This is a genomic window from Pseudomonas sp. UBA7500, from assembly GCF_002478435.1.
Taxonomy (GTDB): Bacteria; Pseudomonadota; Gammaproteobacteria; order Pseudomonadales; family Pseudomonadaceae; genus Aquipseudomonas; species Aquipseudomonas palmensis.
Genome location: NZ_DLNW01000020.1, coordinates 16,118 through 30,606, shown reverse-complemented (window position 1 = coordinate 30,606; position 14,489 = coordinate 16,118). Strand labels below are relative to the sequence as shown.

Annotated in this window: 16 protein-coding genes; 8 read left to right on the top strand and 8 right to left on the bottom strand. The window is 65.6% G+C overall.

What is annotated here, in order from left to right; genetic code table 11:
- Positions 1-141 precede the first annotated feature (141 nt).
- The gene (locus B4I46_RS09400; protein WP_054916507.1) at positions 142-1,005 is read left to right on the top strand and encodes a LysR family transcriptional regulator; all 864 of its coding nucleotides are present in this window, start codon (positions 142-144) and stop codon (positions 1,003-1,005) included.
- Here the strand turns inward: B4I46_RS09400 and B4I46_RS09395 are convergent.
- Together B4I46_RS09395 and B4I46_RS09390 are read right to left on the bottom strand one after the other, a co-directional pair.
- Positions 946-2,142, bottom strand: a complete 1,197-nt coding sequence (locus B4I46_RS09395; RefSeq protein WP_043861116.1) for an HPP family protein — start codon at positions 2,140-2,142, stop codon at positions 946-948. The genes B4I46_RS09400 and B4I46_RS09395 overlap by 60 nt on opposite strands.
- 267 nt (positions 2,143-2,409) lie before the next feature.
- Positions 2,410-2,697: a hypothetical protein gene (locus tag B4I46_RS09390; RefSeq protein WP_043861117.1), complete on the bottom strand. Its 288-nt coding sequence runs from the start codon at positions 2,695-2,697 to the stop codon at positions 2,410-2,412.
- 268 nt (positions 2,698-2,965) lie between these two features.
- On the opposite strand from B4I46_RS09390, the gene B4I46_RS09385 reads away from it, so the two are divergent.
- The 4 genes from B4I46_RS09385 to ppk2 all read left to right on the top strand — a co-directional run bounded on the left by B4I46_RS09385 (position 2,966) and on the right by ppk2 (position 7,772).
- Positions 2,966-3,889, top strand: coding sequence for a membrane protein (locus B4I46_RS09385; RefSeq protein ID WP_043861118.1), 924 nt, complete (start codon positions 2,966-2,968; stop codon positions 3,887-3,889).
- A gap of 283 nt (positions 3,890-4,172) precedes the next feature.
- Positions 4,173-5,153, top strand: a complete 981-nt coding sequence (locus B4I46_RS09380; RefSeq protein WP_078481093.1) for an aliphatic sulfonate ABC transporter substrate-binding protein — start codon at positions 4,173-4,175, stop codon at positions 5,151-5,153.
- Between the two features lie 17 nt (positions 5,154-5,170).
- Positions 5,171-6,532, top strand: a complete 1,362-nt coding sequence (locus B4I46_RS09375; RefSeq protein ID WP_286899827.1) for an LLM class flavin-dependent oxidoreductase — start codon at positions 5,171-5,173, stop codon at positions 6,530-6,532.
- 205 nt (positions 6,533-6,737) lie between these two features.
- On the top strand, positions 6,738-7,772 hold the full coding sequence (gene ppk2 / locus B4I46_RS09370; protein WP_043861121.1) for a polyphosphate kinase 2: 1,035 nt from the start codon (positions 6,738-6,740) through the stop codon (positions 7,770-7,772).
- A gap of 41 nt (positions 7,773-7,813) precedes the next feature.
- Here the strand turns inward: ppk2 and B4I46_RS09365 are convergent, their stop codons facing one another.
- From B4I46_RS09365 to B4I46_RS09355, 3 genes are all read right to left on the bottom strand, one after another.
- The gene (locus B4I46_RS09365) at positions 7,814-7,999 is read right to left on the bottom strand and encodes a DUF1289 domain-containing protein (protein WP_043861122.1); all 186 of its coding nucleotides are present in this window, start codon (positions 7,997-7,999) and stop codon (positions 7,814-7,816) included.
- A gap of 9 nt (positions 8,000-8,008) precedes the next feature.
- The gene (locus tag B4I46_RS09360) at positions 8,009-8,755 is read right to left on the bottom strand and encodes an SDR family oxidoreductase (protein ID WP_043861123.1); all 747 of its coding nucleotides are present in this window, start codon (positions 8,753-8,755) and stop codon (positions 8,009-8,011) included.
- A gap of 70 nt (positions 8,756-8,825) precedes the next feature.
- Complete coding sequence (locus B4I46_RS09355) at positions 8,826-9,962, bottom strand: sterol desaturase family protein (protein ID WP_286899825.1); 1,137 nt, start codon at positions 9,960-9,962, stop codon at positions 8,826-8,828.
- Between the two features lie 268 nt (positions 9,963-10,230).
- Between B4I46_RS09355 and B4I46_RS09350 the strand changes: the two genes are divergently transcribed.
- Both B4I46_RS09350 and B4I46_RS09345 read left to right on the top strand, forming a co-directional pair.
- A complete protein-coding gene (locus B4I46_RS09350) occupies positions 10,231-10,662 on the top strand; it encodes a DUF411 domain-containing protein (RefSeq protein WP_043861125.1) in 432 nt (143 codons plus the stop codon).
- Positions 10,663-10,672: 10 nt separating this feature from the next.
- Entirely contained in the window at positions 10,673-11,107 is a 435-nt protein-coding gene (locus tag B4I46_RS09345; RefSeq protein WP_286899823.1) for a YqaA family protein, read from the top strand.
- Positions 11,108-11,113: 6 nt separating this feature from the next.
- On the opposite strand, the gene zapE is transcribed toward B4I46_RS09345, so the two are convergent.
- From zapE to B4I46_RS09330, 3 genes are all read right to left on the bottom strand, one after another.
- Positions 11,114-12,223 (bottom strand): cell division protein ZapE, encoded by a 1,110-nt coding sequence (gene zapE, locus B4I46_RS09340; protein WP_282362676.1) that lies wholly within the window; start codon positions 12,221-12,223, stop codon positions 11,114-11,116.
- Positions 12,224-12,327: 104 nt separating this feature from the next.
- Complete coding sequence (locus B4I46_RS09335) at positions 12,328-13,476, bottom strand: PQQ-dependent sugar dehydrogenase (protein ID WP_088514882.1); 1,149 nt, start codon at positions 13,474-13,476, stop codon at positions 12,328-12,330.
- 30 nt (positions 13,477-13,506) lie between these two features.
- Complete coding sequence (locus tag B4I46_RS09330; protein WP_043861129.1) at positions 13,507-13,806, bottom strand: hypothetical protein; 300 nt, start codon at positions 13,804-13,806, stop codon at positions 13,507-13,509.
- A gap of 181 nt (positions 13,807-13,987) precedes the next feature.
- On the opposite strand from B4I46_RS09330, the gene B4I46_RS09325 reads away from it, so the two are divergent.
- The gene (locus B4I46_RS09325) at positions 13,988-14,476 is read left to right on the top strand and encodes an LEA type 2 family protein (protein WP_043861130.1); all 489 of its coding nucleotides are present in this window, start codon (positions 13,988-13,990) and stop codon (positions 14,474-14,476) included.
- The last annotated feature ends 13 nt before the right edge of the window (positions 14,477-14,489 follow it).

The following is a 14,489-nucleotide window of genomic DNA, read 5'->3' as shown; positions in this document are numbered from 1 at the left end:
GCGCTCCGGCGGTGTAGTCGCCCTAGGCTAAGGGGTTTTGTACCTGATGCAAAATCCGTTGCGTGGCCTTCGCCGGCAAGGCCGGCTCCTACAAGGGCACTGAAAGCTCTAGACTGTGCACTGGTAGAACACGAGGCCCCCATGGATATCGACCTGGCGCGTACCTTCATCGAAATCGTGCGTAGCGGCAGCCTGGTGGCCGCCGCAGAGCACCTGCACGTGACCCAGACCGCAATCAGCGCGCGGGTGCAGAAGCTCGAGCAGTTGCTCGGCTGCCAATTGTTCGTGCGCAGCCGCAACGGCGCCAGCCTGACCGCCGACGGCAAGGGCTTCGTGGCCTACGCCAACCAGCTGGTGCACACCTGGGAGGCGGCGCGCCGCGACCTGCCGTTGCCCGCCGGCGGCTACCAGGTGCTGCACATCGGCGGCGAGGTCAGCCTGTGCAACCCGCTGCTGCTGGACTGGGTTCGCGTACTGCATCAGGAGGTGCCCAGCCATGCCATCCGCAGCGAGGTGGGCGACAGCGACACGCTGCTGCGCAAACTGGACATGGGCCTGCTGGATGCCGCGCTGGTGTACCAGCCGGGGTACGGCCCGGGGGTGCAGGTGGAGCAATTGCTGGAAGAGAAGCTGGTGTGCGTGCGCCGTGCCGGCCAGCCCGAGCCGTATATCTACATCGACTGGGGCGAGGCGTTCCGCCGCCAGCATGACGCGGCGCTGCCCGAGCACGCGCGCCCTGCCTTGAGCTTCAACCTCGGCCCGATGGCCTTGCAGTACATCCTCGAACACGGCGGCAGCGGCTACTTTCGCGCCCGCGTGGTGCAGAGCTACCTGGACTGCGGCGTGCTCGAACGGGTATTGCAGGCGCCGGAATTCACCTACCCGACCTACCTGGTGTACGCCCGCGAGCGCGACTCTGCAGCGCTGCAACAGGCGTTTGGCCTGTTACGCGGCGTGGTCGCGGGGGACAGTGACTGGTCCCAGCGCTGGGACCCGCTGATCTAGACCGGCCTGCTCGCGCTGCAGCAGTTGCTGGTGCAGCGCGCCGATCAGGTCGGTCTGGGTGACCACCCCGACCAGTTGCCCGGCTTCGAGCACCGGCAGGCAATGCAGGCCCTGGTCGCACAGCAGCGGGATCAGGGCCACCGCCGGTTCGTCGCTGTTCACGCTGCGTACCGGTTTGGTCATGACCTGTTCCAGGCGCACCGGGCGGCGCCGGCCGAACAGCGCGCGCCAGCTGAAACGGCGTGCGGCCATTGCCGAATCGAGCAGGTCGCCGACGCTGACGATACCCACCAGCTGGCGCGCCTCGTCGAGCACGGGGAGGATCTTCAGGCGATGCTCGCCCAGCATCTTGAAGGCTTGCTCAAGCGTGGTGTCCGGGCTGGCGGACTGCACGTCGCGCGACATCACCCGGGCAGCCGTCATGCCGCCCAGGCTGCGCTGCAAGGCATGGCGCTCGGTGGCCAGGATGATGCGCTCCAGGTCATCACGGGTCACGTCGACGAACTCGCCCAGTTCATTCAATGCGCGGTCCAGGTCGCCGGCACTCACCCCTACCCGCTCGCTCACGGGCGCATCCTGGGTACGGTGCAGGTCGGGCCGCGGGGCGACGATCTTGGGGTAGCGCACGCCAGTCAGGCGGTTGTACACCACTGCCACCAGCAGCAGGCACAGGGCATTGAGCAGCACCGGCTCGACCACCTGGGCGCCCAGGCTCGCCAGCGACGGGTCGGCCATCGCCAGGCTGACCGCCAGTGCCGCGCCCGGCGGGTGCAGACAGCGCAGCAGGCACATCAGCAGCACCACCAGCACCAGCGCCATGCACACCACCACCAGGCTCGCGCCCAGCCAGTGGTGCAGCACCAGGCCCACCAGCATCGCGCAGCTGTAGCTGCCCAGCAGCGGCCAGGGCTGCGACAGTGCGCCCGAGGACACCCCGAACAGCAGCACCGCCGACGCAGCCAGCGGGGCCATCAGGTGCAGGGTGACGGCGTTGCCGAACAGCACGCTGCACAGTCCGCCGGCCACCAGCAGGCCGAGCACGGCGCCAAGGCCGGCCCGCAGCCACTCTTTGGGCGGGATATGCAACGCGGCGGGGATGAAGCGATCGAGCCAGTTGTTCAGACGGCGGGTGGACATGCGACGACCTGGTACCTGTTGAAATAAAAGAAGCCCGCCCAAGACGAGGGGGCTTTGTATCGCGAGGGGGCAATACGCAAAGGGCTCCGTCCCTGGAGATGGAAATCCGGGGGTTCGGATGCGCGCAGTCTGAACAAAAGCGGGGATGGGCTCCAACGCAAAAAAATGCAGCTTGAGTGCAATTATTTTGCTGGATGAGCCGGCGGGAGGGTTCTGGCAGGAGCGCAAGGCTGCGCTCCTGCCGCTGACCGGGCCTGAACGGCCGAATCAGCCAAGCAGTGCCGGGTCGATGCCATCGCAGTCGAAGGCGATGTAGCCACCCACTTCATCGGCCCTGCCATCGGTGATCTCGCCGTGATAGGACAGGCCGTTGCTCAGGGTGACGCAGATGTGGGTGGGGTCCTGCGGGGCGTCCAGCTTGCCGTTGAACTCGACCGTGAAGCGGGTTTCGCCATCGACCTTCAACCCGATCAACACATTGGCATTGTCCACGGCCTCGGTCTCCTTGCCTGCGTATTCGGCGCTGACGGTCACGGTGGCGGTGTCTTGATACATGCTAGAGCTCCAACGGCAGGAATGCGTGACGCCCACTGGCGCCAACCGGCGGCTAGGGTAAGCCACCAGGCGGGGTGTGGGGAATCCCCGTCGGGCACAAGGTTGCAATTTGCATGAGGCAAAACGGGCACTCATGCAGGCTGCATGGCCTTAGGACGGTTCGGTTTTACAACTGATTGATTTTGAAAGGATAAATATTTCGTAGCATTTGGCACAGCAACTGCTCTACAGGAGGGGGAAGACCCATTTCATGACTGGAGCACCAACAATGATTACAAGTGCCGATACCTACGCCGTCCCCGCGGGGGACACCTCCAGCCACTCAGGGGTGTCCTGGGCGGCCATCTTCGCCGGTGCCACCGGTGCCGCCGCACTGTCGCTGATCCTTATCGTGCTGGGCTTCGGCCTGGGGTTCTCGGCTGTCTCGCCGTGGCCGGGTGATGGCGCCACGGCCAAGCAACTGGGTATTTCGAGCATCGTGTGGCTGGCGCTGACGCAGATCATTGCCTCGGGCCTGGGCGGCTACATCGCCGGGCGGCTGCGGGTCAAATGGGCCAACCTGCATGGCGATGAAGTGTATTTCCGCGATACCGCCCACGGTTTCCTGGCCTGGGCCTTTGCCACGCTGGTAACTGCGGTGCTGGTGGTGGGTTCGGTGAGCTCGGTGGTGAGCGGCGGCGTCCAGGCCGGCGCGATGGCGGCCTCTGGCGTGGCTGCGGCCGGTGCCGGCGCGGCTGCCAACAGCAGCAAGGCGAGCAATGACGATTCGGCCTACTTCATCGACATGTTGTTCCGTGACGAACGCCCGGTGGCGGTCACCGATGACGCGGCCCACGGCATTGCCGCGCGCATCTTCGTGCGTGGCCTGGCCGACGGCCAGCTGAACGCCGAAGACCGTGCCTACCTGGCCAACGTGATTGCCCAGCGCACCCAGATCAGCCAGGCAGAAGCCGAACAGCGCATCGACACCGTGTTCGCCGAAGCCCGCCAGGCCATCGAAGAGGCCAAGCAACTGGCCGACGCCGCACGCAAGGCCGCTGCCGCCTCTGCGCTGTGGATGTTCGTGGCGCTGCTGTGCGGCGCGTTCTTCGCCAGCCTGTTCGCCATCTGGGGTGGCCGTCGCCGTGATGCCGCCGTGTTCCTGACGGCCGACCCGGTGCGCGTCGACCCCACCACTGCCCGTACCCTCTGACAGGAGATTCACCATGCGCTCGATACTGCTGTTCTTCCTCGGTGTGCCTATCCCGATCATCATTCTGATCGCCTTGTTCATGCATTGATGCACACACAAAGCCCCCGACCCGTCGGGGGCTTTTTTGTGGGCGACTGGCACGGCCGATAAATTCAAAAAGGATATAAAAATAACTATTTGTTCTAACTAAAAGTAATAAAAAAATTGCACTCCGCGGGCATCAGCCTTTACTTTCAGGCCCTACCAGAAAACACCTGACGAACCCGCCTGCGGAGCCCTCACCATGTCCAACAAACCTCCTTCGACCCTGCGCCGCCTGCTGCTTGGCGGTGCCTTTGCCGCGCTCGCCAGCCTGGTACTGCCTGGCCCGGCCGCCTACGCCGAGCCAACCAAGAACCTGCGTATCGGCTACCAGAAGTTCAACAGCGTCAACATTCTCAAGGGCTCCGGCGCCCTGGAAAAAGCCCTGGCACCGCAAGGCATCAAGGTCAGCTGGTACGAGTTCGCCGCCGGCCCGCAGTTGCTCGAGGCCCTGAGCACCGGCGCCATCGACCTGGGGCACGCCGCCGATGCGCCCTCGGTGTTCGCCCAGGCATCGGGCAAGTCGGTGGTGTACCTGGCCGCCGAACAGCCCTACCCGCGCGGCATCGGCATTGTGGTGCGCGAGCAGGACAAGGTCGCCGATATCGCCGCCCTCAAGGGCCAGCGCGTGGCCACCGGTCGCGGCTGGAATGCCCAGTATCTGCTGGCCGTGGCCCTGCAGGACACCGGCCTGAGCTACAAGGACATCGACCCGGCCTACGTCAACAACGCCGCCGATGCCGTGGCCGCCCTGCAATCGGGCAGCGTCAAGGCCGTGACCCTGTGGGACCCCTTCCTCGCCGCAGCGGAAAAACAACCCGGCCTCAAGACCCTGCGCGACGGCACCGGGCTGACCAACAACCGCACCTTCTACCTGTCTTCGCCAGCCTTTGCCGACGAGAACCGTGGTGTGCTCAAGACCTTCTTCACCGAGCTGGGCAAGGTCAGCAACTGGGCCAACGCAAAACCCAAGGAAGTGGCGGCCCTGCTGGCTCCGCAACTGGGTATCGGCGCCGACGTGCTGGAAGTGGCCAGCGAGCGTCGCAACTACAACGCAGTGGCCATCACCCCCGAGATCACGGCCGAACAGCAGAAGCTGGCGGACACCTTCCAGGGCCTGGGCCTGATTCCCAAGCCGCTCAAGGTCGCCGACGCCGTGTACCCCGTCTCCGTACTGCCTTGACCGCGAGCGATTCGAGCATGTCCAAGCCCATCCGTTTCAACGCCTTCAGCATGAACGCCGCCACGCACCAGTCGCCGGGGCTGTGGCGCCACCCACGCAACACCAGCAGCGATTTCAATCGCCTGAGCTACTGGACCGGGCTGGCCAGGCTGCTGGAGCGCGGACGTTTCGACGCGCTGTTCATCGCGGATGTGCTGGGCGTGTACGACGTGTACCAGGGCAGCCACGACGCAGCCCTGCGCGGCGGCGTGCAGGTACCGGTGAACGATCCGTTGCTGATCGTGCCGGCCATGGCCGGGGTCACCGAGCACCTGGGCTTCGGCATCACCTTCAGCCTCACCTATGAGCACCCGTACCCGTTCGCCCGGCGCATGTCGACCCTCGATCACCTGAGCGACGGGCGGGTGGGCTGGAACATCGTCACCGGCTACCTGGACAGCGCCGCGCGCAACCTGGGGCTGGCCCGGCAGCTGGCCCACGACGAGCGTTACGAGCTGGCCGAGGAGTACCTGCAGGTGCTCTACAAGCTGTGGGAGAAGAGCTGGGACGACAATGCGGTGGTCCGCGACCGGGCCCGCGGGGTGTTCGTGGAGCCTGCGCGGGTGCACCCGATCGGGCATGCCGGTGCGCACTTCCAGGTGCCTGGCGTGCACCTGAGCGAACCATCGCCACAACGCACCCCGGTGCTGTTCCAGGCCGGCGCCTCGGCACGCGGGCAGCGCTTTGCCGCTACCCATGCCGAATGCGTGTTCATCAGCGGCCCGACCCAGACGGTACTGCGCAGCTATGTGGACGGCATTCGCCAGGCCACGCGCGAGGCCGGGCGCCAGGAAGGCGAGGTGCTGATATACGCGCAGGCGCTGCTGATCGTGGGTGACACGCGCGAAGCGGCCCAGGCCAGGCTGGACGAGTACCGCCAGTACGTGGATATCGAGGCGGCGCTGGCCTTGCTGTCGGGCTGGACCGGCATCGATTTTTCCAACCTGGAGCCGGATGCGCTGATCGAGTACATCGAAAACGATGCCGGGCGCACGGCGCTGGCCGCCTTTACCAGGTCAGACCCGAACCGGCGCTGGACCGTGCGCGAGGCGGCGGAGTTCGTCAGCCTGGGCGGGCGTGGCCCGGTGCTGCTGGGGTCGCCGGTGGAGATTGCCGACCAGCTGGAGCAGTGGCTGGATGCCACCGGCATCGACGGCTTCAACCTCACCTACGCGGTGGTGCCGGATGACCTGCAGGCGGTGGTCGACACGGTGGTGCCGGAACTGCAGCGGCGCGGGCGCTATCGCACCGAGTATGAGGCGGGCACCTTGCGCCACAAGCTGTTCGGGCGTGGGGATCGGTTGCCGGCCGAGCATGCGGGGCGGTTGGTGCAGATCTGAGACCGTGCCGTCTGCAATCGCGGGTCAAGCCCGCTCCCACAGGTTCGACGGTTTCTGTGGGAGCGGGCTTGACCCGCGATTGCAGCACCACCGTTACCGCGTGATATATGGCCACTTGCCTCCACGCTATTGACCAGGATCAACAGATCGCAAAATCACACTCCTACACTAGATAGAGGAAATCAGAACGCAAAACAGGCCCACCATGAGCGAAGAATCCACCGTACACCCCCTGCCCCTGCCATCCGCCTCGTCCAACGACAGCAGCTCGCCGGCCACGCCCAAAGCGGCCGTCACTCGTTCGCGCCGCCCACGCGCCCCGCGCAAGCCTGCTCAGGTGATCCCTGCCGAAATCGAAATCAGTGCCATCAGCCACGAGCCTGCCGCGCTGCAGGTGGCCAGTGCGCCGCGTCGCGGCTCCAACGAAGACAGCGTGTCTGCCGCCCTGCCCGCCAATTACCCCTACCGCAACCGCATGCGCCGCGCCGAGTACGAAAAGGCCAAGCATGAGCTGCAGATAGAGCTGCTGAAGGTACAGAACTGGGTAAAAGCCACCGGCCAGCGCATCGTGGTGCTGTTCGAAGGCCGCGATGCCGCCGGCAAGGGCGGCACCATCAAGCGCTTCATGGAGCACCTGAACCCGCGTGGCGCACGTATCGTGGCCCTGGAAAAACCTTCCGACCAGGAGAAGGGCCAGTGGTACTTCCAGCGCTATATCCAGCACCTGCCCACCGCCGGTGAAATGGTCTTCTTCGACCGCTCCTGGTACAACCGCGCCGGCGTCGAGCGGGTGATGGACTTCTGCACGCCGATGCAGTACCTGGAGTTCATGCGTCAGACCCCGGAGCTTGAACGCATGCTGTGCAACAGCGGCATCCTGCTGTTCAAGTTCTGGTTCTCGGTGAACCGCGAAGAGCAACTGCGCCGGTTCATCTCGCGCCGTGACGACCCGCTCAAGCACTGGAAGCTCTCGCCCATCGACATCAAGTCGCTGGACAAGTGGGACGAGTACACCGCCGCCAAGGAGGCGATGTACTTCCACACCGATACTGCCGATGCACCGTGGACCGTGATCAAGTCGGACGACAAGAAGCGGGCGCGCCTGAACTGCATCCGCCACTTCCTGCACACGCTGGACTACCCCGACAAGGACCCGAAAGTCGCCCACCAGCCCGACCCGTTGCTGGTCGGCCGCGCCTCGCGCGGGCTGGAGGAAGAGGACCTGGTCAACACCCACTGACCACCGCTGGGGGCGCGTCAGGATGGCGCGCTACCTGCGGCCTAGCGCTTGTTTTTCTTCTTCAGGGCCTTCAGGCGCTTGGCCGCCCGCTCCACCGTGGCCATTTTCTCGGGCCGCTTCATGCGCTTCCACTGCTTGATCTCGTCCTTGCTGCGCCCGCAGCTCACGCACAGCTCGCCGCTGAGCTTGCACGCCGAGATGCACGGGTTGTCGATATCCTTGGCCATGCTGCGCGCTCAGCGCCCACCGCCCAGGTCGATGAAGCTGCCGGTGGTGTAGGAGGCCTTGTCCGACAGCAGCCACAGGATCGCTTCGGCCACTTCGGCCGCCTGCCCGCCACGGCCCATGGGGATGCCCGGTTCCAGCTTGCGGACCCGCTCGGCATCGCCGCTGAGGGCATGGAAGTCGGTGAAGATGTAGCCCGGCCGTACGCCATTGACACGCACGCCCTCGCCCGCCACTTCCTTGGCCAGGCCCAGGGTGAAGGTGTCCAGCGCGCCCTTGGAGGCGGCGTAGTCGACATACTCGTTGGGCGAACCCAACCGCGCGGCCACCGATGACACGTTGACGATGGCACCGCCCGGCCCGCCATGGCGGGTCGACATGCGTTGCAGCGCATGCCTGGCGCACAGCATCGGCCCCACCACGTTGGTTTTCATCAGCTTGAGCAGGCGAAACTCGGACATCTCTTCCACCCGGCTCTGGTGGCCGATGGTGCCGGCGTTGTTGACCAGCGCCGTGACCCGGCCCAGTTCCTTGTCGACACGCTGGAACAGCTGGATGATTTCATCCTCGACGCTGACATCGGCGCGCACCGTGATCGCCTCGGCACCCAGCGCGCGCACCTGCTCCAGCACGCGATGGGCCGAGGCGTCATCGGCAAGGTAGTTGATGCAGATGCGGTAGCCGGCCCGCGCAGCGGCCAGCGCAGTGGCCGCGCCAATGCCGCGACCGGCGCCGGTAATGATGATCACGTTGTCCATGGATACTCCTGGCCCCAATGCCGTTCACCCGGCAAGGCTAACGCAGCATGGGGCAGCGGGCAAAGGGCTATCAGGCCTTGGGCTCGGGCTTTTGCAGCGGGTACAGGTGCTGGCGCACGATGCCTTCGGGCAGGTCCTTGCCGAACACGCCGTAGCGGGTCGGCCATTCCTTGCGCGGCAGCTTGAAGGTGCCGAACAGCATGTCGACCAAGGGCAGGTGGATCGCGTAGTTCTTGTAGATGTAGTCCTTGTGCCGGGCATGGTGCCAGTGGTGGTAGCGCGGCATCACCAGCACGTAGTTCAGCCACCCGCCGTCGATTCGCACGTTGGCATGCGCCAGCACCGCCTGCACGCCCACCAGGATCACGTAGGCATTCATCGCCTGCGGCGAGAAGCCCAGCAGGATCAGCGGTACCAGCACACCGGTGCGGGTCAGCAGGATTTCGGCGAAATGGATGCGCGAGCCGGCCAGCCAGTCCATCGCGGTGCTGGAATGGTGCACCGCATGGAAGCGCCACATCCACGGCACCACGTGGTACAGGCGGTGCAGCCAGTACTGCCCCAGGTCGGCGACGAACACCGCCAGCACGAACTGCACCACGATCGGCAGGCTCTGCACCTTGGCCTGCAGCGTTTCGGACACCACCCAGCCGGCCAGCCAGGTGGACGAGGCGGTGACGAAGATCAGGATGAACTGCACCAGCATGTGGCTGACGAAGAAGTAGCTCAGGTCGGTGCGCCACTGCGGGCGCAGGATGTTCTGCTGTGGGTCCTTGGCGTAGAGCTTTTCCAGCGGGATGAAGATGATCGCCGAAACCAGCAGCGCCAGCACGAACCAGTCAAGGCCAAGGGAATACGGGGTTTGACCGATGGTTTCGGTCTGAATGTTGGTGCCGCCCAGAAACACGGCCAGGCCCGCCGCGCTGATGCCGGTGACGCCCAGGCGCTTGCGCCGGTTGAGCAGGATGTTGAGGGTGCCCAGGCTGAACGCCAGCACCAGCCCGGCCAGCAGCAGGGTGCGGGCGAACTGCTCGCTGTAGACCTTGCGGAACTCGCCGAAGGTCAGCCACTGCGGGAACAGAAAGCACAGCACCGCCAGCAGGCTGAGCAAGCCGAGCATGGCCGACAGGTAGCCGCTGATACGCCCTTCACCGAACCGGAACGGCTCGTGCCCGTGACGCTTGAAGTAGGCCTTGAGTGCCTGCATGGGTCATGTTTCCTTGATTGACTGTGGTACTCCATCACCGATGGTCGCCCTGACCAGGCACGACGCCATCGTTTGGGGTTAGAGGAGCGAGTGCTCCCACAGGTCACGCAGGCAGTGTCCTACCTTACAAATCTGTAATGCAGCGCTCAGTCTGGCGACAGGTTCACCCGGCTATGCTCCAGCCATGAGCCCGGTTACCCTGTTGCACTGACCGACCACCGATCATTCGAGACGCGGGTTGCCCTGACGGCGGCCCCGGAGATCCACGATGCTGAAAAAGAATTTCGTTGCCTTCGGCCTGCTGGCCATGAGTGCGCTGGCCCAGGCCGGCCAGACCATCGATGTGTACCGCGACCCCAACTGCGGTTGCTGCAAGGAATGGATCAGCCACCTGCGCGACAACGGCTTTAGCGTGAATGACCATGTGGAGCCGAACATGAGTGCAGTCAAGCAGCGCCTGGGCGTGGCGCCGCGCCTGGCGTCGTGCCACACCGGGGTGATCGACGGCAAGTTCGTCGAGGGCCATGTGCCGGCCGAGCAGATCCAGCTGCTGGCCAAGCGTCCCGACCTGCGCGGCCTGGCCGTGCCGGGCATGCCGATGGGCTCGCCAGGCATGGAAATGGGCGATCACAAGGATGCCTACCAGGTCATCGGCCTGACCCGCGACGGCACCGACGAAGTGGTCGCCAACTACCCGTGAGCACGGCGCCATGCTGAGCGACTGGGGGCTGTTCCTCAGCGCCTTTGGCGCCGCCACCCTGCTGCCGTTGCAGTCCGAGGCGGTATTGGTCGGGCTGCTGCTGCACGAACCTGATGCCTGGTTGCTGCTGCTGGCGATTGCCACCGCCGGCAATGTACTGGGCTCGGTGGTCAACTGGCTGCTGGGCCGGGGTATCGAGCACTTGCGCGACAAGCGCTGGTTTCCGTTCAGCCAGGCCCAGCTGGACAAGGCCCAGCAGCGCTACCAGCGCTATGGCCAGTGGTCGCTGCTGTTGAGCTGGATGCCGGTGATCGGCGACCCGCTGACGCTGATCGCCGGGATCATGCGCGAGCCATTCTGGCGTTTCATACTGCTGGTGACCGTGGCCAAGGCCGGGCGTTACCTGGTGCTGGTGCTGTTGACCCTGGGCTGGGTGCACAGCTGAGCGGCTTCAGCAGAAGCGTTGCAGTTGCATCTCGCGCAGCCGGCTGAGGGTGCGACGGAACGGGAACTCCAGGTAGCCTTCGGTATACAGCGCCTCGAGTGCCACCTCGGCCTCCACGTACAGCGCCACGCGGCGGTCATAGCATTCATCGACCAGCGCGATGAAGCGCCGCACGCTGTCGTCGTGAATCGACAGCTGCGGCAGTTCGCGATCCCCCGCCACTACCCGCTCGGCGCCGTCCTCGGTGCCGCGGGCGATTCTGCCCGGTCGTTGCCGGGCCCCGAGTGCAGGCACTTCGCCCAGCAGAATGACCTTGAAGCGATCACACAGGGCCATGAAGTCCATGGCGGCCAGGGGCTGCTCGCACAGTTCGTTGTAAGTGCACCACACCGCCGAGGTGCTGCGTCGCACCACCTTGACCGTGCGGTAGCCCAGGCTCAGGTCCTCGCGGGTGACCGGTTCACCCGCGCTCGACTGCTCGAACACCCGGGCCAGCGCGCTGGGCTGGCCCGGCTGGCGCACCCAGTAGCGTTGCAGTTCGGCACCGGGATGCAGGCGATGGTCCTGGCCGCCGTCCACCGCCACTACGTGCATGTGCCGCTCGATGGCGGCAATCGCCGGCACGAAGCGTTCGCGATTGAAACCGTCGGCGTAGAGCTGCGCCGGCGGCTGGTTGGAGGTGGCGACGATGACCACGCCGCTGTCGAACAGCACCTGGAACAGGCGACCGAGAATGATGGCGTCACCGATGTCGTTGACGAACAGTTCGTCGAAGCACAGCACGCGGATCTCTTCGGCCAGGCCGTGGGCAAGGGCCTGCAAGGGGTCGGCGGTGCCGTTGAGCTGGAACAGGCGCTGATGCACCCAGCGCATGAAGTGGTGAAAGTGCTGGCGGCGGGCGGGCACCTGCAGGCAGCGGTGGAACTGGTCCATGAGCCAGGTCTTGCCGCGCCCGACCGGGCCCCACAGGTATACCCCACGCGCCACCTCGCCGCGCTCAAGAGCCTCGAAGCAGGCTTGAAGGCAGTCGACGGCATGCTGCTGCGCAGCGTCGGGGACAAAGCCATTGAGCTCGATGGATTGCTGGTACAACGACAGCGGGGTGAGGCTGGACATGCCGGGGGCCTGTGCGGAAAAAGGCCAAGGGTAGCATCAGTGAGGTTTGCGGGGCGTGCTTCGCCTGCAGCAGCCGGCCTTGCCGGCGAAGGACGCGCCGCCGCTTACTGCGTCAGGCCCACCTTCAGCAGCGCACCGTCACTCTCGTCGGTCAGCACATAGAGAAAGCCGTCCGGCCCCACCCGCACATCGCGAATACGCGCATTCAACTGCCCCAGCAGGCGCTCTTCATGCACCACCTTGTCGCCATCCAGTTGCAGGCGGATCAGCTCCTGGGCGGCCAGCGCGCCGATGAACAGGTTGTGGTCCCAGGCCTTGAAACGCGGGTTGTCGTAGAACGCCATGCCGCTGATGGCCGGGGACTTCTCCCACACGTGCAGCGGGTCCACCGCGCCCTCGACGCGCTTGCCCTTGGCCTCGGGTATCGGCAGCAGCGAGTAGTTGATGCCGTGGGTCGCCAGGGGCCAGCCGTAGTTCTTGCCCGGCTTGGGAATGTTGATCTCGTCGCCGCCGCGAGGCCCGTGCTCGTTGGTCCACAGTTCGCCTGTCCACGGGTTCAATGCCGCGCCCTGCTGGTTGCGATGGCCATACGACCAGATCTCGGGGCGCACGTTGCTCTGGCCGACAAAGGGGTTGTCCTTGGGCACCTGGCCGTCGGGCAGGATGCGCACCACCTTGCCCTGCAGCTTGTCCAGGTCCTGGGCGGTGGGCCGCTGGTTGTTCTCGCCCAGGGCGATGAACAGGTAGCCGTCGCGGTCGAACACCAGCCGCGAACCGAAGTGGTTGCCGCTGGACAGCTTGGGCTGCTGACGGAAGATCACGTTGAAGTCGTCCAGGCGCAGGTTGTCGCTCGACAGGCGGCCGCGCCCCACGGTAGTACCGGCCGTGTCGCCATCACCCCCGCCTTCGGCATACGAGAGGTAGACCATGCGGTCCTGCTTGAACTGCGGCGACAGCGCCACGTCGAGCAACCCGCCCTGCCCCTTGGCCCACACCTGCGGCACGCCGCTCAACGGCGAACCGACCTTGCCGTCGGCACTGATGATGCGCAGGTTGCCCTGGCGCTCGGTCACCAGCATGCCCTGCCCGTCGGGCAGGAACGCCAGCGCCCATGGGTTCTTCAGCCCCTCGGCCAGGGTACTGACGGTGAGCTGGCCTTCTTCGCTGGGGAAGGTGCGCTCGGGGGCGGCGGTGGCGGTCAGCGGCAACAGCGCCGCAGCGCAGAGGGAGAGTAGCCAGGTACGTGATGACATGCAGGGTTCCTTGCAGTGGGCCAACGGCGATCAGGGCGTACGCGTCGATTCGCGCGGCGGGCGGGAGGGGTCCAGGCGCGGCGGCACCTGTTCACGGCGCAGGTTCTGGCCGTTGCCGATGCCGCCATTGTCGAGGGTGGGTGGGCGCGGCAGCGGCTGGGTGGAAGGCCCGCGCGGCGGTGGCGTGGAACGCACGGTGCCCTGCTGGGAATTGGGGTTGGCGCGGCGTACCGGGTCGTTGTAGGGATTGCCTGCGTCGGCGGCCTGAACAGGCATGCCCAGTATCAGGCTCAGTGCTGCGCCGGTCAGTGCCGGCAACCATCGGTTCATCGCGTTCATCTCCTGCACAACGTCAGTGGCCCCAGGCGTTGGATAGCCTACGGCGCGAGAGGTTCGCGACGAAACCCGTTGCCGGGCCGGAGATGATTCAGATTGTTACGCTGCTTGCGCCACTTTCAACCGCGCCGGGCATTTGCCACACTGCAGAGACATTTGTCCGGAGCCAAGCCCCATGCCCTGTTTCCTGCGTCATACCCTGCGTGTCGGCCTGGGCCTGCTGCTGGCCCTGAGCCTGAGCGCCTGCGCGTTGCTGCAGGGGCGCGACCCGTTGACCATCAGCGTGATCGGCATCGAGCCGCTGCCCGGCCAGGACCTGGAAATGCGCATGGCGGTGAAACTGCGGGTGCAGAACCCCAATGAAACGCCCATCGACTACAACGGCGTGGCGCTCAACCTGGAGGTCAATGGCCAGCCGCTGGCAACCGGGGTCAGCGATCAGCACGGCAGCATCGGGCGCTATGACGAAGCGGTACTGAGCATTCCGGTGAGCATCACCGCCTTCTCGATGCTGCGCCAGGCCGTGGGCCTGAGCCGGGTGAGCAACCTGGATGGCATGCCCTATGTGCTGCGCGGCAAGCTGGCCGGGGGCGCCTTCGGCACGATGCGCTTCACCGACAGCGGGCGGCTGGCGCTGCCCAAGCCCACCGATACGGCGTGGTAGCGCTGGGGGTCGG

Bases quoted from the DNA above. Each gene is read 5' to 3' on its own strand.
- B4I46_RS09400 (WP_054916507.1), top strand. From the start codon at position 142: ATGGATATCGACCTGGCGCGTACCTTCATCGAAATCGTGCGTAGCGGC.
- B4I46_RS09395 (WP_043861116.1), bottom strand. From the start codon at position 2,142: ATGTCCACCCGCCGTCTGAACAACTGGCTCGATCGCTTCATCCCCGCC.
- B4I46_RS09390 (WP_043861117.1), bottom strand. From the start codon at position 2,697: ATGTATCAAGACACCGCCACCGTGACCGTCAGCGCCGAATACGCAGGC.
- B4I46_RS09385 (WP_043861118.1), top strand. From the start codon at position 2,966: ATGATTACAAGTGCCGATACCTACGCCGTCCCCGCGGGGGACACCTCC.
- B4I46_RS09380 (WP_078481093.1), top strand. From the start codon at position 4,173: ATGTCCAACAAACCTCCTTCGACCCTGCGCCGCCTGCTGCTTGGCGGT.
- B4I46_RS09375 (WP_286899827.1), top strand. From the start codon at position 5,171: ATGTCCAAGCCCATCCGTTTCAACGCCTTCAGCATGAACGCCGCCACG.
- ppk2 (WP_043861121.1), top strand. From the start codon at position 6,738: ATGAGCGAAGAATCCACCGTACACCCCCTGCCCCTGCCATCCGCCTCG.
- B4I46_RS09365 (WP_043861122.1), bottom strand. From the start codon at position 7,999: ATGGCCAAGGATATCGACAACCCGTGCATCTCGGCGTGCAAGCTCAGC.
- B4I46_RS09360 (WP_043861123.1), bottom strand. From the start codon at position 8,755: ATGGACAACGTGATCATCATTACCGGCGCCGGTCGCGGCATTGGCGCG.
- B4I46_RS09355 (WP_286899825.1), bottom strand. From the start codon at position 9,962: ATGCAGGCACTCAAGGCCTACTTCAAGCGTCACGGGCACGAGCCGTTC.
- B4I46_RS09350 (WP_043861125.1), top strand. From the start codon at position 10,231: ATGCTGAAAAAGAATTTCGTTGCCTTCGGCCTGCTGGCCATGAGTGCG.
- B4I46_RS09345 (WP_286899823.1), top strand. From the start codon at position 10,673: ATGCTGAGCGACTGGGGGCTGTTCCTCAGCGCCTTTGGCGCCGCCACC.
- zapE (WP_282362676.1), bottom strand. From the start codon at position 12,223: ATGTCCAGCCTCACCCCGCTGTCGTTGTACCAGCAATCCATCGAGCTC.
- B4I46_RS09335 (WP_088514882.1), bottom strand. From the start codon at position 13,476: ATGTCATCACGTACCTGGCTACTCTCCCTCTGCGCTGCGGCGCTGTTG.
- B4I46_RS09330 (WP_043861129.1), bottom strand. From the start codon at position 13,806: ATGAACCGATGGTTGCCGGCACTGACCGGCGCAGCACTGAGCCTGATA.
- B4I46_RS09325 (WP_043861130.1), top strand. From the start codon at position 13,988: ATGCCCTGTTTCCTGCGTCATACCCTGCGTGTCGGCCTGGGCCTGCTG.